Source organism: Streptosporangium sp. NPDC049046, assembly GCF_040649155.1.
Classification (GTDB): domain Bacteria; phylum Actinomycetota; class Actinomycetes; order Streptosporangiales; family Streptosporangiaceae; genus Streptosporangium.
In genome coordinates this window covers 192,728-218,884 of sequence record NZ_JBEZEZ010000007.1, presented here as the reverse complement: position 1 = coordinate 218,884, position 26,157 = coordinate 192,728, and the positions used below count along the sequence as shown (strand labels likewise).

The 26,157-nt window shown below is 68.1% G+C and carries 20 protein-coding genes, 1 tRNA gene and 1 pseudogene; 14 read left to right on the top strand and 8 right to left on the bottom strand.

Going from position 1 to position 26,157, the window contains the following annotated elements; translation table 11 throughout:
• Window positions 1–355: 355 nt before the first annotated feature.
• The 8 genes from AB0B96_RS12315 (at window position 356) to AB0B96_RS12280 (ending at window position 7,365) form a co-directional block, all read left to right on the top strand.
• Window positions 356–1,126 carry a hypothetical protein gene (locus AB0B96_RS12315; protein WP_362898096.1) on the top strand — a complete coding sequence of 257 codons (771 nt, stop codon included), beginning with the start codon at window positions 356–358 and terminating at the stop codon, window positions 1,124–1,126.
• A complete protein-coding gene (locus AB0B96_RS12310; RefSeq protein ID WP_350941614.1) occupies window positions 1,123–2,277 on the top strand; it encodes a glycosyltransferase family 4 protein in 1,155 nt (384 codons plus the stop codon). Before AB0B96_RS12315 ends, AB0B96_RS12310 begins: the two co-directional genes overlap by 4 nt.
• Before the next feature lie 125 nt (window positions 2,278–2,402).
• On the top strand, window positions 2,403–2,930 hold the full coding sequence (locus tag AB0B96_RS12305; RefSeq protein ID WP_362898093.1) for a SigE family RNA polymerase sigma factor: 528 nt from the start codon (window positions 2,403–2,405) through the stop codon (window positions 2,928–2,930).
• The gene (locus AB0B96_RS12300; protein WP_362898091.1) at window positions 2,927–3,595 is read left to right on the top strand and encodes a permease-like cell division protein FtsX; all 669 of its coding nucleotides are present in this window, start codon (window positions 2,927–2,929) and stop codon (window positions 3,593–3,595) included. Before AB0B96_RS12305 ends, AB0B96_RS12300 begins: the two co-directional genes overlap by 4 nt.
• A 192-nt stretch (window positions 3,596–3,787) precedes the next feature.
• A complete protein-coding gene (ricT, locus tag AB0B96_RS12295; RefSeq protein ID WP_362898299.1) occupies window positions 3,788–4,639 on the top strand; it encodes a regulatory iron-sulfur-containing complex subunit RicT in 852 nt (283 codons plus the stop codon).
• Between the two features lie 300 nt (window positions 4,640–4,939).
• The gene (locus AB0B96_RS12290; protein WP_362898089.1) at window positions 4,940–6,442 is read left to right on the top strand and encodes an alpha/beta hydrolase; all 1,503 of its coding nucleotides are present in this window, start codon (window positions 4,940–4,942) and stop codon (window positions 6,440–6,442) included.
• 63 nt (window positions 6,443–6,505) lie between these two features.
• A tRNA-Thr gene (locus tag AB0B96_RS12285) sits at window positions 6,506–6,579 on the top strand.
• Between the two features lie 144 nt (window positions 6,580–6,723).
• Window positions 6,724–7,365 carry a hypothetical protein gene (locus AB0B96_RS12280; RefSeq protein WP_362898087.1) on the top strand — a complete coding sequence of 214 codons (642 nt, stop codon included), beginning with the start codon at window positions 6,724–6,726 and terminating at the stop codon, window positions 7,363–7,365.
• A gap of 59 nt (window positions 7,366–7,424) precedes the next feature.
• On the opposite strand, the gene AB0B96_RS12275 is transcribed toward AB0B96_RS12280, so the two are convergent.
• From AB0B96_RS12275 to AB0B96_RS12260, 4 genes are all read right to left on the bottom strand, one after another.
• Complete coding sequence (locus AB0B96_RS12275) at window positions 7,425–8,021, bottom strand: hypothetical protein (protein WP_362898085.1); 597 nt, start codon at window positions 8,019–8,021, stop codon at window positions 7,425–7,427.
• 184 nt (window positions 8,022–8,205) lie between these two features.
• Entirely contained in the window at window positions 8,206–8,460 is a 255-nt protein-coding gene (locus AB0B96_RS12270) for a hypothetical protein (RefSeq protein WP_362898083.1), read from the bottom strand.
• Window positions 8,461–8,752: 292 nt separating this feature from the next.
• Window positions 8,753–10,015 (bottom strand): hypothetical protein, encoded by a 1,263-nt coding sequence (locus AB0B96_RS12265; protein WP_362898081.1) that lies wholly within the window; start codon window positions 10,013–10,015, stop codon window positions 8,753–8,755.
• A 159-nt stretch (window positions 10,016–10,174) separates the two neighbouring features.
• Entirely contained in the window at window positions 10,175–11,401 is a 1,227-nt protein-coding gene (locus tag AB0B96_RS12260; protein WP_362898079.1) for a hypothetical protein, read from the bottom strand.
• Between the two features lie 721 nt (window positions 11,402–12,122).
• Between AB0B96_RS12260 and AB0B96_RS12255 the strand changes: the two are divergent.
• Window positions 12,123–12,269, top strand: a pseudogene (locus AB0B96_RS12255) (IS5/IS1182 family transposase); the annotation flags it as partial.
• A gap of 402 nt (window positions 12,270–12,671) precedes the next feature.
• On the opposite strand, the gene fmdA reads toward AB0B96_RS12255, so the two are convergent.
• Window positions 12,672–13,928 (bottom strand): formamidase, encoded by a 1,257-nt coding sequence (gene fmdA / locus AB0B96_RS12250; protein ID WP_362898077.1) that lies wholly within the window; start codon window positions 13,926–13,928, stop codon window positions 12,672–12,674.
• A gap of 37 nt (window positions 13,929–13,965) precedes the next feature.
• The gene (locus tag AB0B96_RS12245) at window positions 13,966–14,247 is read right to left on the bottom strand and encodes a zinc ribbon domain-containing protein (protein WP_362898075.1); all 282 of its coding nucleotides are present in this window, start codon (window positions 14,245–14,247) and stop codon (window positions 13,966–13,968) included.
• A gap of 1,057 nt (window positions 14,248–15,304) precedes the next feature.
• Here AB0B96_RS12245 and AB0B96_RS12240 point away from each other — a divergent pair.
• The gene (locus tag AB0B96_RS12240) at window positions 15,305–15,517 is read left to right on the top strand and encodes a hypothetical protein (protein WP_350941601.1); all 213 of its coding nucleotides are present in this window, start codon (window positions 15,305–15,307) and stop codon (window positions 15,515–15,517) included.
• Between the two features lie 189 nt (window positions 15,518–15,706).
• Here the strand turns inward: AB0B96_RS12240 and AB0B96_RS12235 are convergent, their stop codons facing one another.
• Window positions 15,707–19,099 carry a BTAD domain-containing putative transcriptional regulator gene (locus AB0B96_RS12235; protein WP_362898072.1) on the bottom strand — a complete coding sequence of 1,131 codons (3,393 nt, stop codon included), beginning with the start codon at window positions 19,097–19,099 and terminating at the stop codon, window positions 15,707–15,709.
• Window positions 19,100–19,415: 316 nt separating this feature from the next.
• Between AB0B96_RS12235 and AB0B96_RS12230 the strand changes: the two genes are divergently transcribed.
• Window positions 19,416–21,608 (top strand): transglycosylase domain-containing protein, encoded by a 2,193-nt coding sequence (locus AB0B96_RS12230; protein WP_362898070.1) that lies wholly within the window; start codon window positions 19,416–19,418, stop codon window positions 21,606–21,608.
• A 143-nt stretch (window positions 21,609–21,751) separates the two neighbouring features.
• Here AB0B96_RS12230 and AB0B96_RS12225 read toward each other — a convergent pair whose 3' ends face one another.
• Window positions 21,752–23,377 carry a helix-turn-helix domain-containing protein gene (locus AB0B96_RS12225; RefSeq protein ID WP_362898068.1) on the bottom strand — a complete coding sequence of 542 codons (1,626 nt, stop codon included), beginning with the start codon at window positions 23,375–23,377 and terminating at the stop codon, window positions 21,752–21,754.
• Between the two features lie 167 nt (window positions 23,378–23,544).
• Here AB0B96_RS12225 and AB0B96_RS12220 point away from each other — a divergent pair, with 167 nt between their 5' ends.
• Genes AB0B96_RS12220 through AB0B96_RS12210 form a run of 3 tightly spaced genes read left to right on the top strand, consistent with a single transcriptional unit; the run spans window position 23,545 to window position 26,126 of the window.
• A complete protein-coding gene (locus AB0B96_RS12220) occupies window positions 23,545–24,411 on the top strand; it encodes a transporter substrate-binding domain-containing protein (RefSeq protein ID WP_362898066.1) in 867 nt (288 codons plus the stop codon).
• Window positions 24,408–25,337, top strand: coding sequence for an amino acid ABC transporter permease (locus tag AB0B96_RS12215; protein ID WP_362898064.1), 930 nt, complete (start codon window positions 24,408–24,410; stop codon window positions 25,335–25,337). Before AB0B96_RS12220 ends, AB0B96_RS12215 begins: the two co-directional genes overlap by 4 nt.
• A 6-nt stretch (window positions 25,338–25,343) precedes the next feature.
• Window positions 25,344–26,126 (top strand): amino acid ABC transporter ATP-binding protein, encoded by a 783-nt coding sequence (locus AB0B96_RS12210; RefSeq protein ID WP_350941593.1) that lies wholly within the window; start codon window positions 25,344–25,346, stop codon window positions 26,124–26,126.
• Window positions 26,127–26,157 lie beyond the last annotated feature (31 nt).

Here is a 26,157-nt window from a genome sequence, read left to right as displayed (position 1 = left end):
CGAGGGCCCGATTACCGCCCGCCGTCCCCGGGGCGCGGATCGACGGCGCGATGCCCGCTCGTTCGTCGCGACACCCGGGCCGGGGCCGTTCGGGGAAGGCTCTGGCCGACATCGGACATTTTCCAGTTTTCCTGGTCGGTGGCTGAATATCTGCTGGTGGGAGGGTAGTTGGTAACCCTCATCAAGTAGTCGCTATCCGTCTGTTTCCGATTAGGTGGAACCATTCATCGCTAAGTCACCTCAAAGTACGAGTACGGGTCGTTAAGATTAAACGGCAAAATAGGTTATTTCGTTATAAATCGGTGGACAGTGTCCTGCTCTATGGGGATGAGCAGCGAGGACCGGGGGACTCTTGGTGAGCATTGGGGCACGTTACGGAGGGATTCCGCCCGCGAAGGAGCGGGCCGTCACGAGCCGTGTGGGCGACGACGACACGCTGAGAATCGAGTGGCCGCAGCCGGTCCACGGGGGCGACGGGAACGATCCCGGGATCGTTCTGCGGCACGTGGAGACCGGCGAGGAGTGCGAGGCCGCGAACCTGAAGGCACTCTCCGCCGGCATCTGGACGGCGTCGCGAGGCGGTGAGCCCATCGCCACCGACGACCCGGGATTCTCGCTCGACGGCCTGTGGGCCTACGCGGAGACCCCCAGAAACCGAGAGATCAGGGCGTTTCGCACCTCTGTCGGGACGCTGGGCCTGCGGGTCCGCGAGGTCGAGCCGTACGTCGAGGTGATCCGGGTGACCGCGGAGGACGGGGTGATCGAGGTCGAGGGCGCCGTCGCGTACGGTGAACCGATCCGGGGGGCGGCGAAACTCGTGGCGGTGGCCCGCCGGGGACCCGAGCCCGTGAGCGGGCCCGCGAACTTCCAGGGGCGGTGGTTCGACGGCGGGATCGAGATCGCGCCGATGGCCGAGGCGCAGGTACGGCGCCGGGTCTTCTGGGATCTCTACGCGGAGTTCTCCGGAACCCGTCTGCCGCTCGCGACTCGCCTTGATGACATAACGGATAAGAAGACCAAAATTCGGTTCCCGGCCCAGCGCGTGGGACAGGTGAGGGTCCGGCCGTACTACACCGATACCGACAGCCTCGCCGTCGCGCTCAGCGTCGAGGAGGAGAGCACGTGAAGATCTCCTTTCTCATCCTCAACGCCTACGGCATGGGCGGAACCATCCGCGCCACCTTCGACCTGGCCACGGCGATGTCCGAGCGGCACGAGGTCGAGATCGTCAGCGTCTTCCAGCACGCCGACGTCCCCTTCCTGCCGTTGGGCTCCCAGGTTCGCCTGCGGTCACTGGTGGACCTGCGGGAGGGGGCCAGGGTCCGCTGGCCGTACACGAAGAAGGCCGAGCGGCTGAGCGCGCGGGAGAGCGCGCTGATCCACCCCGAGGAGCGCGCGTACGCCTCCTTCAGCGCCTGGAGCGACGAGGTTCTCGTTCGCGAGCTGCGCAGGCTCCGCAGCGACGTGCTGATCACCACCCGCGCGGGGCTCAACATCATGGCCGCGAGGTACGCGCGCAAACGGGTCATCACGATCGCCCAGGAGCACCTGCACTTCGAGGCACACCAGCCCGGGATCTTCGAGGAGATCCGGACGTGGTATCCGAAGCTCGACGCCGTGGTGACCCTCACCGAGGCCGACGAGCACGACTACCGGAAGATGCTCGACGGGGCGCCCACCCAGGTGTTCACCATCGGCAACGGGCTGCCCGGCGGCCCGCGTCCGCGCTCCCGGCAGGAGAACCGGATCGTGCTGGCCGCGGGCAGGCTGGTGCCGGTCAAGGGGTACGACCGCCTGCTGAAGGCGTTCGCCCGGGTGGCCAGGGAGCGCCCGGACTGGAAGCTGCGCATCTACGGCGAGGGCCGGGTCGGCGACAAGCTGATCAAGCAGTCCGTCAAGCTGCGCCTGCACAACAACGTCACGTTCATGGGGCCCACGGGAGACATCGAGGGCGAGCTCGCCAAGGCCTCGATCCACGTGGTCAGCTCTCGTTTCGAGGGCTTCGGCATGACCATCATCGAGGCGTTCGCCTCCGGGGTGCCGGTGGTCAGTTTCGACTGCCCCCGTGGACCTCGCGAGATCATCACGCCCGGGATCGACGGGCTGCTCGTTCCCGCGGACGACGTGGACGCCCTGGCCGCCGGACTGATCCAGATGATCGACGACGAGGAGGGGCGCCGCCGGATGGCCGAGAACGCCCTCCAGACGGCCAGGAGCTACGACATCTCCATGATCGCCGACCGCTGGGAGAAGTCCTTCGCCGAACTCGGCCGCTGAGCCGAGCCCGCGCGCCGGGCGGGACACGTGGGCCGGAAGGGGGCCGCAGGCGGGGAGAGCGCGGACGGGGCGGAACCCGTGGGCCGGGCGAAGCAGCAGAAGGCCCGGCATGGCGTCTCTGTGATGTGGAAGTCGAACTGCTCTCCCACGGAGAGCCCCTCGCCAGGGACCGCGTCGACATCGCGACGCTGTTCGCCGAACATCACCTCGGGCTGGTACGGCTGGCGCTGCTCATGGTGGGCGACCAGGCCACCGCCGAGGACGTCGTACAGGAGGCGTTCACCCGTACCCACGCGGGACGGCGCCGTCTGCGCGACCCGGACAGGGCGCTGACCTACATCCGTTCGGCGGTACTCAACGGGTCGCGGTCGGTGCTGCGCCGCCGTGCGGTCGTCTTCCGACGGGCCGTGCCGTACGAGCCGCCGGTCTGGTCCGCCGAGCACGCGGCGCTGCTCGGCGAGGAACGCCGCGAGGTGCTCGTGGCCCTGCGTGCGCTGCCCGGGCGGCAGCGGGAGGCGCTGACCCTCCGTTACTACCTGGACCTGTCCGACCAGGAGATCGCCGAGACCATGGGCATCGCCGCCGGCACTGCCCGTTCCACCCTCGCGCGCGGGCTCGCCGCCCTCGCCCGGATGCTCAAGGAGGAGTCATGACCGACATCGAGAACCGCCTCCGCGACGCCCTCTCCACCGCCGCCGCGACCGCCGAGAACGTCCGCCCGCTCACCGTCCCTGTCCGCCGCCGCTCCAGGACTCCCTTCAGGGTCGCCGCCGTGGCCCTCGCCGTCGCGGTGACGGCCTTCGGAGTCGTACGGCTTAAAGAGGTCTCCTCGCTGTCGAGGGAGAACATCGTCGCCATGGCGATGAGCGGCGTCGAGCAGCCCGGCGACGCCGATGTGGCGGTCTTCCTCTGCAAACAGGACGACGCCTTCCCCACGTGCGACCATGCGATAACCGAGGACGAGAAGGCGGAGATCCGACGGACACTGGAGGCCCGGCCCGAGGTGGAAAGGGTCCTTTTCGAGGATCGCCGGCAGGCGTTGGAGAAATTCCGGAGCTACAACGCGGACAACTCCACGTTGCTGAAGGCGATAGCCGTCGAGGACATGCCGGAGTCCTTCCGAGCCTGGCTCAGGCCGGAGGCGGACTCCAAGGCTGTCGCCCGCGCGATGGGCGAACTGCCGGGGGTGTCCAACGCGATCGATACGCCCTGCATGCTGAGAAACGCGTCGCTGTGGTCGCTCGTCGAGTACGTCCTTCCGTGGTCGGAGCCGGAGCAGTGCTCGTTCCCGGCGTTCGAGGTGCCGGAGCCGGGCTGAGCCGACGACGGGGGCACGGATGGGTCACGACCCACGACCGGGGCCGGACGAGCCTGGTGTGCGGCACCGTCAGGCTCGTCCGGCATTGTCGGATGGCTTGTCCATGATCGCCCTCGGATGGCACCCCACATCCGAGGGCATGACGCATAAGGTGAGCACGAGCCGTACCCCCAGGTTTGGAGCCATATGGGCATGATCATGGCGGTGAGTTTCACCCGCTACGGCAGGTTGTACTACCTCGATCCCGGTGAGCACACTCCCAAGGTCGGAGACAAGGTGCTGGTTCCCACCGACGCGGGCCCCGAGGTGGCCGAGTGCGTCTGGGCGCCACAGTGGACGAGCGAGGAGGTCGGCGGGCTGCCGGTGTGCGAGGGCATCGCGACCGAGGAGCACCTCACCCGTGACGAGGGCAACAAGCGACGCCGCGCCGAGGCCCGCAGCGTCTCCAAGCGTCTGATCAAGCGGCACACGCTGCCCATGAAGGTCGTCGGCGTCGACTACACCGACGCCGAGAACGTCTACACGGTCTATTTCTCCGCCCCACAGCGGGTCGACTTCCGCGCCCTCGTCCGCGACCTGGCCCGTAACCTGCGCGCCCGGGTGGAGCTGCGCCAGATCGGCCCCCGCGACGAGGCCCGCCTCCAGGGCGGCATCGGCCCCTGCGGCCGCGACCTGTGCTGCGCCACCTTCCTCAAGGACTTCGAGCCGGTCTCCGTCCGGATGGCCAAGGACCAGGACCTGCCGGTGAACCCGCTGCGCATCGCGGGGGCGTGTGGACGGCTGATGTGCTGCCTGAAGTACGAGCACCCCCTCTACCTCGACGCGCACAGCAGGATGCCCCGCCTCGGGCTGAAGGTCGACACCCCCGAAGGGGCGGGAACCGTCGTGGGTCGCAACGTACCCTCCGACTCCGTCGTGGTCCGCCTTGAGGAGGGCGGCCGCCGCTGCGCGTGCCCGTCCGCGTCGGTGTGCTCCCCGCGCAAGCAGCACGACGCGGCGTACGGGGACGCGGTGAAGGTCGCCGACGGCGGCCCTGAGGGGTGACCGGAGGCCGCGCGGGCGCCCGGGTTTCAGCGGCCGCCCGAGCCCGCGCGGTCGCCGACCGCTTGAGCCCGCGCGAGGGCTCGGTTTCAACGCCCGCTGAGCCTGTGTGGTCGACGGCTGCTTGAGCCCGCGCGAGGGTTCGCGTTTCGATGACCGCTGAGCTCGTGTGGCGCTCGGGTTCGACGGCCGACTGAGCCCGCGCGGGCGTAGGATGCGAGCGGTCAGCCTCTCCGCGCGCGTCGGCTCCCCCCGCCGGACCCGCGTGCGATCCCGACCCACGGACTACGGAGCGGACAAGGCGTGAGATCCCATGTGGCCGCCGTACTGGCGGCGGTGGCCCTGCTGGCGAGCGCGTGCACCGGAACCGGCGCCAACGCCGGCAGCGGCGATGGGGGCAGCGGTACGGGCGGTGGCGAGGTAGGGGGGTCGTCGCTCGCCTGGAAAGACTGCGGGGACGGATTCGAGTGCGCGAAACTCCCCGTTCCCCTCGACCACAGCAAGCCGGACGGCGAGAAGATCGAGATCAGCGTGATCCGGCTTCCCGCCTCCGGTGACCGGATCGGCTCGATCCTCATCAACCCCGGCGGCCCCGGCGCCTCCGGGGTCCAGTACGCCCGAAGTGCCCGCACGGCGGTGAGCAAGGCCGTACGAGACCGCTTCGACGTCGTGGGCTTCGACCCGCGCGGGGTCGGCGACTCCTCGCCCGTCCGGTGCCTGTCGTCGAGCGAGCTGGACACCTACGTCGGCCTCGACAGCTCGCCCGACTCGCCGGGCGAGGTCACCATGCTGGAGGAGGGCTCGCGGCGGTTCGCCTCCGGCTGCCAGGCCCGCTCGGGCAAACTCCTGCCGTACGTCGGCACGGCCAACGCCGCCAGGGACATGGACCTGCTCCGCGCCGCCGTCGGCGACGACCGCCTCACCTACCTCGGCAAGTCGTACGGCACCCAACTGGGTGCGGCCTACGCGGACCTCTTCCCCGACCGCGTCCGCGCCCTCGTCCTGGACGGCGCCGTGGACCCCTCGCTCGGCCCGCTGGAGATGAACACCGCGCAGGCACGCGGTTTCGAGGTCGCCCTCGACGCGTTCCTCGAAGACTGCCTCGCGGCCACCGACTGCCCCTTCCGCGGCTCCGTCGCCTCCGCCCGCGAGGAGATCGCCGCCCTGCTCCGCCGCGCGGACACGACCCCCCTGAGCAACGGGACGGGCGACGGCCGTACGGTGACCGAGGCCTGGACCACCCTCGGCCTGATCACCCCGCTCTACGACCGGCAGGCCTGGCCGGTGCTCAGGCAGGCGCTCGACCGGGCGCTGAAGGGCGACGGCACCACCCTGCTCCGCATGGCCGACCTGTTGATCGACCGCGAGGCGAGCGGCGAGTACACCAACCAGACCGAGTCCAACCTCGCCGTCAACTGCGTCGACGCCCCCTACCCCGCCGACTCGGCCGCCTACGCCGCGGCGGCCCGCGAGGCGGCCAAGGAGGCCCCTCTCTTCGGCGCGTACGTGATGTGGAGCTCGCTGCCCTGCGCGTACTGGCCGGTCAAGGGAGGCCCACGGGAGAAGATCGACGCCTCCGGAGCCCCGCCCATCATGGTCGTCGGCACCCTACGCGACCCGGCCACCCCCTATCAGTGGTCCGAGGCCCTCGCCTCCCAGCTCTCCTCCGGTGTCCTCGTCGGTTTCGACGGCGACGGGCACACCGCGTACCTGACCGGTTCGACGTGCGTGGACCGCCTGGTGGACGACTACCTGATCGATCTGGCCGTCCCCAAGAACGGGACCCGCTGCCCCAAGATCGGGTGATTCCAAGGCGCGAGAAGGCTCTGGGAGCCTGTAGACTGCCGTAGGCCGTGGTGAACACGGCACGCCGCCTTAGCTCAGTCGGCCAGAGCACTTCACTCGTAATGAAGGGGTCTGGGGTTCGATTCCCCAAGGCGGCTCCCAAGTCAGAGGCCCTTCCGGTTCGTCCGGGAGGGCCTCTGTCGTGTCGCGTCCCGATTGTGCGCGTGGGAAATATCGGCAACCTGCGCCGCCTCATGGCGCTCATTGATCGTTTGGGTCGAGAAACTCTAGGATGCCGTTCCATGCCCCCCGCGATCTTAGGCGGCCTCGCCGCCGCTCTTCTGCTGGCTTCCACCGCTCCCGCCATGGCCGCAGCCCCCGTCAAGCCTCTGACTTCGGCCCAGTTGCGCGCCGCCCTCATCACTCCTGAGGACCTGGGCGATGATTACACCCCCAACTCGAAGCGCAACCGCGAGGCGCTGGACTCCAAAACGGCCCGCACAAAAAAGTGCGTGAAGGTTATCAAGGCGCTGAAACCCCTCCTCGGAAGTAAGGCGGCGGTCTTCATCGACGAGGAGGGCAAGCCGTCGGGCGTCAAGCAGTTCGCCATAAGCGGCACTCCCGCCCAGATGGCTCGTTGGCAGACGGTGGGCAAGGTCATGGTTCGTGACTGCACCAGGGGCAACACGAGTGCCGATGGTGTCAGGGAGAGGATCACTAAGCTCTCCATCGGCAAACTCGGGGACTGGGTGTATGGGATCAGGTACAGCGAGACGGTCCCCGAGGCGAAAATCAGTCCGGTCCACGCGATGGACGTTGTGCTCATCAGAGTCAAGAACACCGTCACGCTGCTGGTGAGCGACGGTTTTTTTGCGACGTTCGATCCCGGCCTCAGCAAGCGGGCCGCGAGGGTGGCAGTACCAAAGCTGCGGGACGCCCAGTAAACGGTCTCGAAGTCAACGTTGAATCGACTTACGCAAACTTTCCAGGTGAAAGCCCGAGGCTAGGTTGGGGTCGTCGTGGGGAGAAGGAGGGTGGGGGAGGCTTCGGTGAATCGCAGGGGGACGGGGCCGTAGCGTTCGGGGAGTTCGGCGGTTGCCTTTTGGAGGTCGGTGGTGCCTATCTCTACGGCGGCGCCGTCGAAGCGGGCGGCCACCGTGGTGATGGGGACCCCCTTGCGGGTCCAGTAGTCGATGTCGTTGGTGATGCGCTGAGCCAGGGCCTCCAGGCGGCGAGCGGAGTGGGCAGCGTCACGAAGTTCGACGGGGGCGGCGGGGAACCTGCTACGCAGAGCGCTGTCCAGGGTGGAGGACGGGACGCGGTAGACGATCAGCTTGGAGCCGTCGACGGTTATCCCGGCGTACTGGTCGGGGTAGGTCTGGCGTAGGTACTCGCTGACGCGGTCGGCCAGGAAGGGCGCCTCGGCCTGGCCCGTGGGTGTGGAACTCGCGGCGGTGGGGTGGGGAACGGAGGGCGTGGGGCCTTCGGGGGGCGCGGCCGTGTCGCCGCCGGGAGCCGCGCATGCCGCCGTGGTGGTGGCCAGGCAGAGGGCCGCGCCCAGGACGGTGGCCGTGGTGCGGATGTGATTCCTCGCATTCATGAGGACGCCTCCGATCATATTGTCCGACAAACAGTTAGAACGAAAAGTGGACGGGATGCGTTCGAACCGGGATTGAAAAGATGACCCGCCGTTCCGGGGAACGGTCGGCTCATGGCGCGAAAAACGGGTCGGCGCTGAGCGCCGACCCCTTTCGGTCATCGCATGTCACACCCAATCTCGCCGATCATCCGGTGACGATGGTCATTCCAGGGAAGGCCGCGATCACGTTGCTCCACGGGGAGTGATACATGCGCCAGGCGCAGGTACGGCCGGCGTTCACATGACCGGTGCACGGTACGGAGGTGCCGTTGTCGTGGGCGGAGGCCACACCGGCGGCGTACACCTGGGTGTTGCCGCTGGGGTTCACGACCTCGACCGGACCGCCACTTTCGCCCTCGCTGATCGCGCTGGTGAACGCCCGCTGCTCGGCCCGGACCATGCCGAGGAGAAATCCTCCAGGGACGCTCGGAATATTGAGGGTCACACCCACCGTGATGACCCGGATGTTGCAGTTGGTCTCGGAATAGGCGCTGGAGGGGGCAGACGAGAAGGCCGACGTGGAAATTCTGAGTACCGGTCATCGGGTTGCTGTATTCGGTGAATATGTTGCGGCCGGATTGAGGTCCTCCCTGCGGGAGTCGATGAAACGAAAGCGTTCGGGGGAAACGACAAAGGGGACCGGAGCCTTGGCCCCGGTCCCGATCACTCGACTCAGAAAGGTGTCGGGTCGGTCATCCGGGGATGATGGCGATGCCGGGGAACGCCGTGGTCGCGTTGCTCCACGGGGAGTAGTAGATGCGCCAGGTGCAGACGCGGCCGGTGGGCCGGTAGCCGGTGCAGGGGACCTGGGTGCCGTAGTCGGTGGCGGCGATGGTGCCGGCGGCGTAAACCTGGTTGGTGTTGGCCGGGTTGGTGACCTCGACCGGGCCGCCGCTGTCACCGCCGCCGGCCGCGTTGGTGAACGCCTGCTGCTCGGCGCGGACGGTGCCCTGGATCAGCCAGCCCACGTTGATCGTGACGTTGACCGCAATGATCTTGATGGTGCAGTTGGTACCGGAGAAGCCGCCGGAGGTGCAGACGAACTGGCCGACGAGCGAACTGGTGGTGCCGACCACGCTGCTGCTGAACTCCGTGGCGACGCTGCCGACGGGGTTGTTGAAGACTCGACCCCCGGCGTTGGTGTCGACAAGGAGCACGTCACGGGAGGAGTTGCTGTGCGTGACGGTGCCGATGACCTGGCCGGTGGGGTCCACCGCGGTCTGGCCGACCGACGCGCAGTGCGCCGAGGTCAGCATCTTGGGGACGCCCTGGTAGGTCACCGCGAAACCGGTCGTGCAGGCGGGTGACGGAGTGCCCCACACCGAACCACCCCACCAAGGCGGGCTGTCGTTCCAGCGGCTGGCGACCTTGGGTTGCACACCGTGCTCAAGGGTGACCGGCACCGCCGCGTCGGAGATCGCCGTGCGGGTCGCGCCGACCGAGGCAGTGGTGGCCTTCAGGCCCGAGCCGTCCTGAAGGGGCTCGATGGAGGTGATCAGATCGCGGTTTGCCCGGATGAGGCGATTCGCCTCGCCCTCCAGCTCACGTGCCGAGTACCGCGCCGGCAGGACGCTGATCGCCACGTCGCGCCGCAACCGGCCCACGAGGTCGTTGATCGCCTTGGCAGGTTTGCCCTTCCAGTACACGCGCAGTTCGCGGTTCTCCGGCGCCGCGATGACGCCCGCGTAGCCGTCGCCGTCGTCCGCCAGCGCGGCGGTGATCTGGTCGGCGGCCTTGACCATCTTCTGCTGATCGAGCAGCAGGTCCTTCCACGAGGCGTAGCCACCCGGCACCGGTCCGGTGTGCTCCACGGATCCCGTGGTCCGGGGCTTGGCCGGGTCCGGTGCGCCGGCGGCCTGGGCGGTGCCCATCCCGGCGGCGGCGATCATGACGACGACCGCCGTGGCCAGGTAACGGAATCGAGTTGACCTGCGGGTTCTCAGGGGGGTGCGCACTTTGGATTCTCCTAAGCGACGACCTCGGCACTTCCGGCAAGCGACGGCCGATCAGTACTTCGTCCACGTCGGCCGGGGTCTGGCCGGCCGCGTGCGGGCGACGATCAGGGACCGGCGCCCGCGCGCCGGTCCCTGATCGCTCGAATCAGATCTCGTCGATCATCCGAGGGTGATGGCGATGCCGGGGAACGCGGCGGTCGCGTTGCTCCACGGCGAGTAGTACATCCGCCAGGCGCAGATGCGGCCGGTGGTCACGTAGCCGGTGCAGGGCACCGCGGTGCCGCCGTCGATCGCGGTGTTGACGCCCGCCGCGTACACCTGGCTGGTGTTGGCCGAATTGACGACCTCCACCGGGCCGCCGCTGTCGCCCTGGCCGACCGCGTTGAGGCGCGCCGACTGCTCGGCCCGCACCGTGCCCGTGATCAGGTAGCCCACATTGATCGTGACACCGACCTGCTGCACCTGAATGGTGCAGTTGGTGCCCGAGTACGCGCCGGAGGTGCACACCCACAGACCCACGTAGGAACTGGTGGTGCCGATGACCGAGGTGCTGAATTCCGGCGAGGTGGAGCCGACATTGTTGTTGAAGACCCGGCCCGCGGAGGTGCCGTTGATCAGCAGCACGTCAAGGCCGTTGTTGTCCGGTGAGATCGAGCCGATCACCTGGCCGGTCGGGTCGGTGGCCGTCTGACCGGCATCGCCGCAGTGGCCCGCGGACAGCATCCTGCTCGTCCCGCCGTAGGTGACGGCGAAGCCCGTCGAGCAGCCACCGCCGGTACTGGCGTTACGCCAGGCCGCGCCGCCCCACCAGGGCGGGGAGTCGTCCCAGCGGGTGGCCAGCGTCGGCTTGACACCGGCTTCCACGGTGACCGGAACCGCCGAGTCGGCGACCTTCGAGCGGGTGAGGCCGAAGTCGGCGCCCGATACCGTGAGGCCCGAGCCGTCGACGTTCGGCGCGATCGCCGTGATCACGTCGCCGGACGTGCGGATCAGGCGGTTCATTTCCCGCTCCAGCTCGCGGGCCGAGTAGGCGGCGGACAGGACGCTGACGGGCACCTCTTGGCGCACCTGGCCCAACAGGTCGCGGACGGACCTGGGAGTGTTCCCCTTCCAGTAAACGCGCAGCTCATGGTTCTCCGGCGCGGCCACGATGCCGGCGAACCCGGCGCCGCCCTGAGCCTTGACCGCGGCGGTGACGCGGTCGGCGGCCTTGACCAGTTTCTCCTGGGTGGCCAGCAGGTCCTTCCAGGAGGCGAAACCGCCCGGGACCGCGCCGGCCGGCTCGATGGGCCGGGTGGTGGTGTCCTTGACGGGGGCGGGGGCGGGGGCCGCGACGGCCTGCCCGACGCTCATCCCGACAAGGACGAGGGTGGTGCCAAGCGCCACTGCCAGACGACGGAAGGATCGTGGGGGTCTTGCGGCAGTTGGGGGGATTTCCACCGGAATACTCCTCTATGGGAGGCTTGATCGGATGCATCCGGTATTCCATGAATTAAGTAGTTAATCAATGACTTGACTCTTGTTATTTGGACTGGTAAAGCGTCGCCCGCATGCCGGTTTTCCGGCTTTGTGTCCACGGGGAAGTGATAACGCTAACAGTGACTTGACCTGCGGATATATATTTACAGGCTGTCATAATTCCAGCCAATAGCACATGTCATTAGTTGTCCGCTTTTGGACATGGCGGAAAAGTGGCGATCATCGGTTGAGGGCGCCCCTGGGAAGCCCGGCGCATAAGAAAGTTGTTACCGGCAGGTAGACCCGGCACACTGGCCTCGATGTTTCGTAGGGGTTTTGGGTCGCGTGCCGAGCGCTTTTCAGCCTGCATCATGGATCTGCGGGACGTGAATTACTTGATCGGCCGGCCTGCTCTTTGGGGCGGCAGCGTGACTTCCGTAGTATCCGCCGGCTCTTCAGCCGCGCATTGAACGATTTTCATCCCCCTGCGACGATCTGCTGATCGCGGAGTGGCCGCGGACTCGGTGTTCGCCTGACGAATGTGGAAAGCTCCTGGTAGACGGGTTGATCACCACAACCAGGCCGTCGGAACCAGGAGCTTCGAGTGCTTTTCCAGCGCGCCGCCGTGGGTTGTCGCGTTCAACGCTGAATTACGTGGGCTGGGCTGATACGCCGGCGGCGCAAAGCGATCGGGTCGCCCTGGCGCCGGCTCAACACCGGACAGCGGGCCATGCCGGTCCTGGTCCACTCGCGCAAAGGGGAGACGTTCGCCGAGGTCGCAGCCGGATTCGGCGTCATGGCGGCCTGGTCAGCGAAGGTCATCGTCGCTGTCTCGATCGTCCCGTCTCGCCCTGCTCCACATTAAAAGGAGTTATATGTCCGCGTATCGCAGAAGTCTGACAGAGGGCTGGAATAAGGGGGAGGTCCAGCCACGGCAGTGGTCTATCGCCCACCAGATCGTCGAGCCCAGAAACTTGCAGGTCACGACAGCGAACTACGGCACCACCGCCAGCCACAAAAACCCACAACAGACCACCTTTGAGCCAGATGGGAGAAAAGCCGTAAATCACTGTCGCACCCACACCAGATGTCACTATGGGTACCGGCTTCCCCGGACGTTTCATTCCCTGTGCTTTCCGCTGCTCGCAGGAACAGCACAAAACACCCTACTTATCAGCCAAATGCTCTCAGAGAGAGGTCAGCCGAAGGCGGCGTGTGGTGTGCTGGTGCCCTGGGGTACGCGGAATGGGCCGGACGCGCCGGGACGGATGTCGAAGTCGAAGATCGCGGTTGGCAGGTAGACGGTGGCGCAGGAGTTGGGAATGTCCACCACCCCCGACAGCCGGCCCTCGATCGGCGCGGCGCCGAGCAACAGGTATGCCTGTTCGGGGCTGTAGCCGAACGCCGTCAGGTAGTCGATCGCGTGCAGGCAGGCCCGCTGGTAGGCCAGCTGCGAGTCGAGATAGCGCTGCTCGCCGTCCAGGGTGACGGACACCCCGGAGAAGGCGAGCCACTCGCTGTACTGGGGGGCGGTGCGGCCCGGCATGAAGATGGCGTTCTCGTCGACACGGTACGTCCGCATGCCCTCCTTGATGACGTCGACCCGCAGATCGATGAAGCCGCCCATCTCGATGGCACCGCAAAAGGTGATCTCGCCGTCGCCCTGCGAGAAGTGCAGGTCGCCGACCGACAGGTTCGCGCCGGATACGTACACCGGATAGAACACGCGGGAGCCCTGGGTGAGGTTTTTGATGTCCTGGTTGCCGCCGTTTTCTCGCGGTGGCGCGGTGCGGGCCGCCTCGGCTGCGATTCGGTCGAATTCGGAGGAGGAGACGGAGCCGAGGACGGCGTCCCGAGGCTCGGGAGGCAGGGCCAGCGGCGGCACTCTCTCCGGGTCTGTGGCTCTCAGCGCCGACTCTCGCGCGTTCCACTTCGACAGCAGCGCCGCTGACGGCGCGGTGCCCATGAGTCCGGGGTGGGTGATGCCGGTGAACGACACTGCTGGGATATGGCGTGATGTGGCGATCTGACCGGAGAAGTCCCAGATCGCCTTGTAGGCGTCGGGGAACTGCTCGGTGAGGAACCCGCCGCCGTTCTTGGTGGGGAAGATCCCGGTGTAACCCCAGCCTTGACCGGCCAGCGGGCCGCTGTCCTCCTGGGGGATGGGCCCCAGGTCGAGGATGTCCACGACCAGCAGGTCGCCCGGCTCGGCCCCCTCGACCGCGAACGGGCCACTGAGCGCATGCACCGTCGTCAACGGGGCGTCGCGGATGTCCTCGGCGGAGTCGTCGTTGTGGATCGCACCGTCGAACCACTCCCGACAGTGGACCCGGAAGCTGTCGCCGGGCTTTACCCATGCCACGGGCGGGATCTCGGGGTGCCAGCGGTTGTGACCGATCTTGGCCTGGTCGGTGAACCTTCTGGATGAGTCGAGCGGGAAAATCAGCTCCGGCACGGTTCGGATTCCTTTCGGCGCTGTGAGACAGAGACGGTCACGGCCGCGGCAGGCGGCTGGTAGCGGGATGGGCGGTCACCGCGCGTCCGGTGCGGCGCCGCGGCAGGGACGTGACGACTTCGGGCTCGTGGGCGCTGCGCTCCGCGTGCTGCAACAGGGTGGACACGGCGTCCGGGGAGCGCGCCAGCATCGGCGCCGAGAACATCCGAGCCGAGACCGCGCCGCAGTCTGGACACCGCACCGCGGCGGATGCGGTTCCGATCGGAAAAGCGACCTCGATTTCGGAGCAGTGAGGGCACCGATAGGCATATATCGTCATAACGCGCGCCCTTCGAGCGACTTCGAACCTGTCCTCTTCGGTCGTGCATCCCGCTCTGTCGCCGTCACCTGGGAAAACAGCCTCAGAGTCGGATGTATCCGCAACTTAACGCGTGAATGGAACGCAATCCATCTCGCTTCCGTCAACTTGCCCGCACAGTAAGGTAGATACCTTGGTTTCCGGGCAAAAGTGCGAGGATATGTTCCCTTACGATAAACGCATAAATATATTTCTGTTTGCCGGCCGCCCCTCCTGGAGCGGGTGCCTCGCCGACTACCTGCGAGGTTCCCCGGGTGGTCCGGCACCGGCGCTGACCCCGGCCGCCCGACACCCGCCGTGCCGACCTTGAGTCAAGCGACAGTCGGCCCGATGTGCTCCAAGCCGCGCGCCGAACCGCCCGATCGGCTCTCGCCACACGGAGAGAAGTCCCTGGTCCCGCCGGAACGACGGGACCAGGGGCTTCTTCAAGAGTCCGAGCCGTCCATTTCTTTGTCCGCTCAGCCGATCCACCGCTTTCCCGTTCGAACCCGAAGGTACGCGGTGGATCGCAGCTGGTTCGCGGCCCCGTTGCAAACCAGACTGTCTCTCCGATGCCGGCCCGGGTCCTGCGGGAGATCCGAGCCGGCACGACGGTGGCCGGTCCGGGTCCCGCAGTGGAACCGGACCGGCACCAGGACGCCGGTCCGAGTCCTGCGGGAGATCCGAGCCGACGCCGTGGTGCTGTGAAGGATTCTGCGGTGACCCGGTATAGCGGCGGTATAACAGCCGTGCATCGCGCGTCCCCGTCGTGGACCCGCAGGTCGGAGCCGTTCTCGCCGGACTGTTTCCGGCTCCGGGTTCCGGCTTCGAGGTCCCGGCCGGAAAACGGGACCGGGGCGCCGTCGGGAAAGCCGGGTTTGTCGGGAAAAACGGGTGTGGGGAGGTCGCGCCAAGGTTCCGCTACCCAGAAAACCCTCGCTGAGCAGGTGATATACCGCCGATATACACATGCTCCGTACTCTGGCGCAGCGTTTCGCTGGCGGGGCCTGGCGGCGCGTCGAGCAAGGAGACACTCATCATGTTGCGTAAGCGCTGGGCGACGCTCGCGATGCTGACCGTATTGACCACGTCGCTGTCCACCGCGGTTGTCGGTTTGTCCGCTCACAGCGCGGTCGCCGAGATTCCTCCCCTCGAGTATCCCGACCCGTACGACTGGTTCAGGCCCGTCATCGCCGAGAACCGGTCCGGTCCGGTCTTCGACGACTGCTACCTCTACGGCATCTGTCCCTGATCCGAACCAGTGGAGAGCCTGCCGTCCTCCGGGGAAGGGCGTCGGCTGCGCGGTTTCGCCGCGTTCGCCGACGTCGAGGACGCGCACTCTCCGCTCCAGGGTGCGGAAACGGCCCAGGGCACGGGAAAGGCCCAGGGTACGGAGACGGTCCGGAGTACGGGAAAAGCCCGAGGCGCGGGAACGCCGGGATCAGCCGGTCAGCTCCCGCGAGAAGGGGGCCCCGATCTCCGCGTACAACTCCGTGGCGAGGCGTTCCTGGGTTTCCGCGGTGGGCGTGTCGCCGTTGTCACGCGAGATCGCGGAGAGTACGACCCAGGTCTGGGCCTCGCCCATCCGGTGCCCGGTCGCCCGGTGGTTGTCGAGGGCGCGACGGCCGTACTTCTCGGCTTCCGTCAGGAGTCCTCGCCGGTGGCAGGCGTAGGCGAGTACGGTGAGCGCCCGTCCTTCGACGACGCGGAAATGGGGTTCGCCGACGAGTTCCAGCGCCTGTTCGGCGAGGTCGGCGGCGGCGGTGTGGTCGCCCGCGCGGTGGTGGGTGATGCCCAGCGCGAGAAGCGCCTCGCCCACGAGGTGGCGGGCGTTGATCTCCCTGGCGATGCCCAGCGCGGTCCGGTGGAGACGCAGGGCCTCCTCGGGGTTCCCGGAGTGGTCACGGATGGAGGCGAGCGTGTTCATCGCCTGGACCTCGGTGAATCGGTCGCCGATGTCCACCGCTATCCCCAGCGCGGCCTCGGCGGTGTCGTGGGCCTGCTCCAGCCGGCCGGAGTCGCGGCGTACCAGGGCGAGCCACGCCAGCGTGTCGGCCTCCAGATATCGGTCACCGAGTTCCCGGTGACGGACCAGGGCGGCGGTGAGGTGGTCGGCGGAGGCGGCGAGGTGGCCGAGCTGGTGGTGGAGTTCGCCGATGGTGGTCATCGCGACCGCTTCGGCTCTCGGTGCCGAGGTCTCGCGGATCAGCGTCAACGCCTGGACGGCGTGGTCGAGCCCTTCGCGGAGCCGGCCGGACTCTCTGCAGGCGTTCGCGAGATTGTTCAGGATCTTGGCGCGTATCTGCTCGGAGCCGAGACGGCCGTGGAGTTCGAGCGCCCTGGACAGGGGGCGGGTGGCCTCGTCGGGGAGCCCGACGAACATGAAGGTGGTGCTCAGATTGCTCAGGGCGCTCGCCTCGCCCTGCGTCCATCCCGTCTCGTGGCTGAGGGCGATCGCCCTGTTCAGGTAGGTGATCGAACGGTTGTAGCGGGCGAGGCAGTGGTAGGCGTGGGCGAGGTTCAGGAACGCGGACGCCATCGCCCGCCGGTCCCGTTCCGCGTGGGCCGCGGCGAGTGCGGCGCGACCGGTGGCGAGCCAGTCGACCATGCGTCTGGAGAAGTTGTGATAGCCGCGGAGCCGGTCGGCCAGGAGCCAGGCCATGGGTCTGGGACCGTACCGGACCGCGTGACCGATCGCCGCGACCACGTTGTGGTGTTCGGCGCTCAACCACGCCATGGCGGCGGCGGTGTTGTCGATGACCGGCGTTCGCGCGGCGGCGGTGGTGTCGACGGTCGCCGTTCGTGGGGCGGCCGGGTCGTCGATGGCCGCCTGTGCCGCGGCCGGGTCGTCGACGGTCACGGTTCGCGTGGTGGCGGGGGTGCCGATGGTCGCGGTCCGTGCCACGATCTCGTCGGGCGCGGGCAGTTGGAGCATGTCCGGGTAGAGCACCTTCGCGGCGTCGCCGGCCATTGACAGGTACCACTCGAACAGCCTGCCCGTCGCCTTCGCCCGTTCCTCCGCGCCGTCCTCGGCGGACGAGAGGTCGTCGGCGTACCGGCGGAGCAGGTCGTGCACGGTGAAGCGGTCGGGGCCGTGCTGGTCGACCAGGTGGACGCCGGTGAGCCGCTCCAGTGCCGCCGCCGCCTCCTGCTCGGAGACGTCCGCGAGGGCCGCCGCCGCGGCCGGGGTGAAGTCGGGGACCGCGACCGGCCCGAGCCGCCGGAAGATCCGCCGTACGTGCTCGGGCAGGAGCCGGTACGACAGGTCGAAGGTGGCGCGGACGGCGGTCTCCTCGTCGCCCTCGATCGTGAGCGCGTTCACCGGGCTGCCGGTGCTCAGCTCGGTGACGTAGTCCCCGATCGGGAAGTTCGGGCGGTCCAGCAGGCGCGCCGCCGCTATGCGCAGCGCGAGGGGCAGGTGGGCGCACACCTCTCCCAGCCTGGCGACGGCCTCGGGCTCGGCCCGTACGCGGTCCGCGCCGAGAAGGTGGCCGAACAGGGCTTCGGTCTCGGCGGGCACGAGTGTGTCGAGGGTGATGCGCTGGGCGCCCTCGCGGACGACCAGCCCGGTGAGCCGGTCGCGGCTGGTGACGAGCACCGCGCAGCCGGCGTTGCCCGGCACCAGGGGCCGGACCTGTTCCGCCGAGCTCGCGTTGTCCAGCAGAATGAGGATCCGCCGTCCCGCCATGAGCGAGCGGTAGCGCGCGGCGGCCTCCGTCGCCTCGACGGGCACCTGTCCCGGCGAGACGCCCAGCGCCCGGAGGAAACCGGCGAGCGCGTCCGCGGGGTGTACCGGCGCTCCGGGCGAATACCCCCGCAGGTTGAGGTAGAGCTGCCCGTCGGGGAACCTGTCGGCCACCCGGTGTGCCCACCGCACCGCGAGTGCGGTCTTGCCGACGCCTCCCATCCCGGTGATGGCGGAGATGGTGATCGGGTCGGTGGCTCCGCCGGGCAGCATCCTGTCCAGGGCCTCGAACGCGTCCTGACGCCCGATGAAGCCGGGAATGTTCGTGGGCAGCTCTCTGGGCACCGGCGGTGTCGTACGGGCGGCGTCCGACGCCGTGACCGTCGTCGCGGGCGCGGCGCGCTCGGGTGCGGGGGGCCGGTCGTCGCCGCGGAGGATGTCCTGGTGCAGCCGCTGGAGCGCGGGGCCCGGTTCCACCCCGAGCTGCTCGTGGAGCAGGGCGCGCGTCTGCTGGAAGACCTCCAGTGCCTCGGCCTGGCGACCGCTGCGGTTCAGCGCGACCATGAGGTGGGCGCGCAACCCTTCGTGGTACGGGTGCGCGAGCGCGAGCCTGGTCAGTTCGCCGATCAGTTCGCCGTGCCTGCCCAGGGCGAGCTCCGCCTCCGCCCACCGTTCGTGGGTGACGAGCCGGAGTTGTTCCAGCTGCGCCGCCTCCTCGGCGATCGGCTCGCAGTCGCCGAACTCGGCGAACGCCGGACCTCGCCACAGGTCGATGGCGTCGCGCAGGATGCGGCCGGCCCGCGCGGGGTCGCCGTCGAGCGTCCGGCTCCCCTCCGCGGCGAGTTCACGGAAGCGGGTGGAGTCCAGTCCGTCGCCGGTGACGATCGTGTATCCGCCCGGCTGCCGGACGATGCGGTCGTTGCCGAGCACGCTCCGCAGCCGGTGCACGTACAGCTGGATGTTGCGTCGCGCGGAGGCCGGGGGGTCGTCGTTCCAGACGGTGGTGACGAGCTGGTCGACCGAGACCGTCCGCCCGGCTCCGCGGGCGAGGAGGACGGCGAGCACGAGCCGGGGCTTGTACGCGGCACCGACGAAGACCTCCTGACCGTCGCGGGTCACCTGAAGCGGTCCCAGCACCTGGAACTCCATCAACGGCCACCCCGCTTCCTGGCTTCACCTGGTGGCCGGTCTTCAGGTTCGACAGCCCCGCTCGTCTCTCGGAGGGCGTCGGTGTCCATGAGGCGTGATCATGGCATTTACCACCATCCGTGTACAGCTCATCCTGATGTGCGAAACAGCACCTCGCGCACCTCGGCACTGCGGTCGTGGTGCGAACCCGGCGGAAAACCGTGCCGTGGCGGGCGGGTATATCCCGCCACGGTGACCGGGAATCACTCCCGCGAGAGTGGTCGGATATCGCGGATCACGGCGAGGAGCACCTGGAAAATCCCATAATCTATGGCTTATGTCTGAACGGGGTGAAGGACAGTCAGGGGTCGCGTCCAGTGTCGGGCGTCTCGCCGCCATCGCGGCGGCGGCGGGTCTGCTGGTCGCGGGGATCGCACTACCGGCGGTGGGAGGCGCGGGCCTCGGCATCGTCTCGGCGACCAACGAGCTGAACCTCAGGCCCGAGGATCTCAAGGAACCTCCGCCGGCGGAGGTCTCGATCGTGCAGGACGCCAAGGGCAACGAGATCGCACGGTTCTACGAGGAGTATCGCGAGGTCGTCAAGCTCGACCAGGTCGCCGAGATCATGAAGACCGCGATCATCTCGATCGAGGACTACCGCTTCTACCAGCACGGGGCGATCGACCTTGAGGGCACGATCCGCGCGTTCGCCAAGAACCTGCACGCGGGCGGGGTGAGCCAGGGCGGCTCCAGCATCACCCAGCAGTACGTCAAGCAGGTCCTGCTCAACTCCGCGGCCACCGACGAGGAGAAGAACAAGGCGCTGGAGGCCAGCTACGCGCGCAAGCTCAACGAGCTGCGCTACGCGATGGCGGTGGAGGAGAAGTACTCCAAGGACGAGATCCTGGAGAAGTATCTGAACATCGCCTACTTCGGCGCGAGCGCCTACGGCGTGGAGGCGGCGGCGAAGCGGTTCTTCGGCGTCAAGGCCGAGAAGCTCACCCTGCCGCAGGCGGCGACGCTGGCCGGCGCCGTGCAGGATCCCAACGCCACCGACCCCAACCGGGGCAAGCAGTATCGCGAGCGGTTGCTGCACCGGCGCAACGTCGTGCTCGACCGGATGGCCGAGCTGGGCAAGATCACCCCGGAAGAGGCGCAGAAGGCGAAGAAGGCGAAGCTCGGCTACAAGGGGACGAAGCTTCCCGGCGGCTGCGAGTCCAGCGACTACCCGTACTTCTGCATCTACGCGCGCAACGAGGTCCTGAACAATCCCGACTTCGGCAAGACGGCCAAGGCCAGGGGGCAGTTCCTCAACCGCGGCGGCCTGACGATCAGGACCACGCTCGACCCGTCCATGCAGGCGGCGGCGGACAAGGCGATCAGGAAGTTGGTCTTCCCCTCCGACAACCCGGTGGCGGCCGAGGCGCTGGTCCAGCCGGGCACCGGGGCGATCAAGGCCATGGCGGCCAGCAGGAAGTACGGCCGGAGCAAGGCCAAGAACGAGATGTCCTACAACCTCGTCGCGGACGCCGCGCACGGCGGCGGCGTCGGCTTCCAGGCTGGCTCGACCTTCAAGACGTTCACGCTGCTCACCGCGCTGAAGCAGGGCATGAAGGTGAACGACGGCTTCAGCGCGGGTGCAGGTTTCCGCGCCTCCGGCTACTCGGCGTTCAAGAACTGCAAGGGCGAGAACATCGGCGACCCGAGCCACACCGTCACCAACGACGAGGGCGCCCCCGGCTGGAAGACCCTGCAGACCGGCACCTGGGGCTCGGTGAACACGTTCTTCATGGAGTTGGAGCAGCGCGTCGGGCTCTGCGAGACGATCAAGACCGCGAAGTCGCTGGGCATCCACCGCTCCGACGGCCTCAAGCTCCTTGAGTACTCGACGTTCACGCTCGGCACCAACGAGATGGACCCGGTGACCGTGGCCAACGCGTACGCCGCGATCGGCGCGCGCGGCAAGTACTGCGCGCCGATGGCGATCACCCGGATCACCGACAGGAACGGCAAGGTCACCGACTACAAGCCCAAGTGCCGCCAGGCCCTCGACCCCGAGGTCGCCGACGCGGCGGCCCACGTGCTGTCCGGCGTGTTCACCAAGGGCACGATGCGGGGCGTCGGCGGCATCGGCCGCGATGCGGCGGGCAAGACCGGCACCACCGACAGTTACGCCACCGCGTGGTTCGCCGGGTTCACCCCCGACCTGGCCGGCGCGGTCAGCATCGGTGACCCGCGCGGCTCGCAGAAGTACAAGCTGAACGGCGTCACGATCGGTGGCCGCTACTACGGCTCGGTCGTCGGCGCCAGCATCTCGGGCCCGATCTGGAAGGAGACGATGCTGGCGGCGCTGAAGAACGTCGAGCCGACGTCCTTCACCCCGCTCAACACGGAGCGGTTCGGCGGATGTGGCCAGAGCTGCCAGCCCGCGCCGCCCCCGTCGAACAACGACGGCCCCGACAACAACGCCGACGGTCCCGACGGTGGCGGCGGCGATGAGGCGCAGGTTCCCATCGGCCAGGGCGAGTAACGGCCGACGGCCGAGCGGGGTCGGGGCGGCCGTCCCGACCCCGCTCGGAGCGCGTCGATCAGACGGTGCCGGGCTCCTCGTCCCGGCCCCGCTCGAGCGTAGTGCCGGGCCCTTCGTCCCAGACCCGCCCGGGAGCGCGTCGATCAGGCGGTGCCGGACCCTTCACGGCGCCACAGACGCAGTTGCAGGTCGAGCACCACCCTGTCGTCGGGGTCGTCGAGGCGGTAGCCGCCCACCTGCTCCAGTCGTGCCACGCGATAGCGAACGGTGTTGGGGTGCACGAGCAGTGAACGCGCCGTGGCGCCCACGTCGCCGAGCGCGCCGAGGTAGGCGGCGACGGTGTCGATGAGACTGCTGCCGTGGCTCCGGTCGTATTTGACCAGGCGAAGGAACCGGTCGTCGGCCAGCAGATCCGTCTCCCCCAGTGTCGTGAGCGCCTCCGACAGCAACACCGCCGTGCGCTGGCCGTCGAGACTGATCACCGGCCGGTCGGGTGTGTGGGCGACGGTCTCGCACACGCGGTCGGCCTCCGCGCGGGCCGCGGCCACGGTCGGCACCGACAGGGACGAGGCGATCGCCGCACGGAAGGTGGCTCCCCGGTGCCGCTCGAACGCCACCAGAGTGCGGCGGGCCCACTTCAGGTAGCGGTCCACCTCGACCTGGCCGGGGAGGACGGCGTACAGGCGGAGTCCGACCGGGGCGACCATCGACTCGTCACGGACGGAGTGGGCGTGCACCGTCAGCATCGTCACCGCCTCGGTGGAGGACAGCCACTGGCGCGCGTCGGCGTCACCGACCGCCTCGAAGGCGACCACGGCGAACTCCCGGGGGGCGTCGAGGCTCAACTGCCGCACGAATCCGGTCTCGTCGCGTTGGGAGCCGGGGGCGAGCATGCGCTGGACGAACTCGGTGCCCATGGTGTGGATGAGACGGCTCTGGCCGACGAGTCGCGCGGCGAAGATCGAGGCCGCGACGAGGTGCTCCTCGGTCTGTTGGGAGAAGGGCCGGTTCGTCTCCTGCATCCAGATGGTGCCGAGGTACTCGCCGGACCGCGGATCGTGCATGCCGACCCCGAGCCTGCGCCGGAACCCGTCCTTCTCGTCCAGCGCCACCGTGGCACGAGGACGCCGTAGCCGGTCGTAGACCCGCATGGCCTGCAGTTCCGCCATGTGTTCCGCCGGGGGTTCGCGCCCGAGGATGGTGAGACGCCGGATGTCGTCGGCCTGGTCGCTGTAGGGGGAGAAGGCGAGCACCCGTCCCTGCACGTCCTCGATGGAGATCAGCGTGCCGGTCATCATGCCGAGCGCCTTGGCCAGTCCGAAGAGGTCGTTGTGCTCGCCGAGCGCGGGACCGGTCCTCCGCGCCAGTCGCTCGTATCCATCGGATTCCCGGACGAAGCGTTCGACCACGGTGACCAGGCGCCACCACGGCGTCCGGTCGGTGATCCCGATGATCGAGACCGGGAGTTCGCGCAGCGACCGCGGGTCGGCGTCCTTGAGCTTCACGACGAGCGCGGCGGGCCGGTGGCGGGCGAGATCGACGGCGGCCTCGACCGCGTCACGGCCGCGGACGCCGAGGAGCAGGACGACGGCACCGTCCATCTCGTGGTCGTCGGGCGGGGTCGTGCCGTCGGACACGTCGAGGGTGACGCAGCCGCCGATGGGGACGTCCAGGCCGCCGGGGGCGTGGACCACCGACACGAAGGGGTCGCGTACGACGTCGAGGAGCTCGGCCAGGGTGGATGACCAGCGCGGATACGCAGATTTCACAGGACCCCGCACTCTGTGACATGGGTGTTATCTACTTGGCCAACTATCTATCAAACAGGACAAAAATATATACATCCCCACAAAGCTTGTGAACAGTTCGGCGTTTTAGGGTGACAGCACCCCCAACGGTCGACCAACCGAAACCCCCAGAAACCAGGAGGACCAACATGGCGTTGGTTCGCATCCGACGCGCCCTCGGCGTTGTCGCCGTAGGCGTGCTCGGCACCACCGTCCTCTCGGCGTGCGGCGGTTCCTCGACGGAATCCGTGTCCGCCTCCGCCCCTGCCTCCGGTGCCGCCGAGTCGCAGGTCTACGTCATCCCTCAGCAGGTCGGTGTCCCGCCGTACAGCTTCCTCGACGACGGCGGCAAACTCGCCGGGCTGCTGCCCGACCTGTCCACCGCGCTCGGCGAGGAGATGGGGGTGACCGTCAAGAACGAGCAGGCGTCGTTCGAGAACTCGCTCCTGGGCCTGCAGCGCGGCGCCTACGCCTGGGTGCCCGGCGCCGACGTCACGGCCGAGCGGCTGAAGAAGTTCGACTTCGCCACCACCCTCGTCGAGAGCTACGGCTTCCGTGTCAAGGCCGACGGCATCACCATCGGCGACTCACTCGACGACCTGTGCGGCGTCTCCGTCGCGGTGACCGCGGGTTCGAGCCCGGTGTCGACACTCGAAGACCAGTCCAAGAAGTGCGAGGCCGCCGGGAAGAAGCCCGTCGACGTGCAGACCTTCGCCGACCAGGCGACCGCCGACCTCGCCGTGAAGAGCGGCAGGACCGACGCCTCCACGGCGACCTCCAGCGGCCTGGGCTACCAGACCCGCACCGAGCCCGGCGTGTGGAAGATCACCGGACCGATCTACCAGGCGATCGACATCGGGTTCGCCTCGATGAAGGGCGACGGCATGGCGGCCAAGCTGCAGCAGGCCACCGAAGCGCTGATCAAGAACGGTACCTACGCCAAGATCCTCGCCAAGTACGGTACCGAGAACATGTCGATCAAGGCTTCCGTGATCAACCCAGAGCCGCACGCATGAGTGAGGTCAGCACGGCCGGGTCCCCCTCGGAACAGGCGGGAAAGGACGGGACGCCGGAGGACTGGCGCCGGCGGATGGAATCGATCTCACGGCTTCCCCACGGACGTCCGCTCCACCTCGGTCGGCTGACCTTCGCGGTACTGATGGTGGCCGCCGTCGCCGGCCTCGCGATCAGCGTCGCCCGTAACCCCGCCTTCGAGTGGGGCACGGTGGCCGACTACTTCTTCTCCGAGCAGGTCATGAACGGCCTGGTCAACACCATCACGCTGACCGCCCTGTCGATGGGGCTCGCCCTCGTGGTGTCGGTGGTCATCGCGAACATGCGGCTCTCGGCGAACCCCGTCCTGCGCGCCGTCAGCGGGACGTACGTCTGGTTCTTCCGGTCCATCCCGCTGCTGGTCCTGCTCATCCTGTGGTTCAACGTCTCGTTGATCTATCCGACGTTCAGCCTCCCCAACCCCTTCGGCGGCGACCTGTTCGCGCTGGACACGCGCAACCTCATGACCGCCTACTGGTCGGCCGTGCTGGCCTTCGGCCTTCAGCAGGCCGCCTACACCTCGGAGATCATCCGATCGTCACTGCTCGCGGTTCCCCAGGGGCAGCGCGAGGCGGCGCTCGCCCTGGGCATGACGCCGCTGGACACGTTCCGTCGCATCGTCTTCCCCCAGGCGATGAAGATCGCGGTGCCGCCGGTGAGCAACGACCTCATCAACCTGCTGAAGGCCACCTCCCTCGTCGCCTTCATCTCGGTCTCGGACCTGCTCTACAGCGTCCAGCAGATCTACAACCGTACGTTCGAGGTCGTCCCGCTGCTCATGGTGGCGACCATCTGGTACATGATCCTCGTCAGCCTGCTGTCGGTCGCCCAGTACCACCTGGAGCGCACGCTCGGCCGCAGCACCGCCACGACGCGCCGCACCGGGTGAACCGGGATGAGTGAGAGCCAGGTCATGACGACACCGCTGATCAGCGCACTGAACGTCCGCAAGTCCTTCGGCCGGCACACGGTCCTGCACGACGTGTCGCTGGACGTCCACCAGGGGGAGACGGTCTGCCTGCTCGGCCGCTCCGGCAGCGGCAAGAGCACCTTTCTGCGCTGTCTCAACCTGCTCGAACGCACCGACTCGGGGGTGATCATGCTCGACGGTGAGCTGCTCGGCTACGAGGAACGCGGCGGCAAGATCCACCGGCTGTCGGCGCGACGGGAGGCGAGGCAGCGCCGACGCCTCGGCATGGTGTTCCAGCAGTTCAACCTGTTCTCGCACAAGACCGTGTTGGAGAACGTCATCGAAGCGCCCACCCGGGTGCTACGACGCCCGGGTGCGGACGCGCGCCGCCAGGCGCGCGAACTGCTCGCCAGGGTCGGCCTGGCCGAGAAGGCCGACGCCTATCCGGCCCAGCTCTCCGGTGGCCAGCAGCAACGCGTCGCGATCGCCCGTGCCCTCGCGATGAAGCCGCAGGTGCTGCTCTTCGACGAGCCGACCTCGGCGCTCGATCCAGAGATGGTCAACGAGGTGCTGCAGGTCATCCGCGAACTCGTGCTCGACGGGATGACCACCATCATCGTCACCCACGAGATCGGGTTCGCCCGCGAGGTCTGCGACCGGTTCGTGTTCATGGAGGACGGCCGCATCGTCGAGGAAGGCCCGTCCAGCCGGCTGTCCGGCGAGGCCGAGCATCCGAGCACCCGCGACTTCCTCAGCAAGGTCCTCTAGCCCCGGCGCCCGTGGGCGCCGCACATCGTCG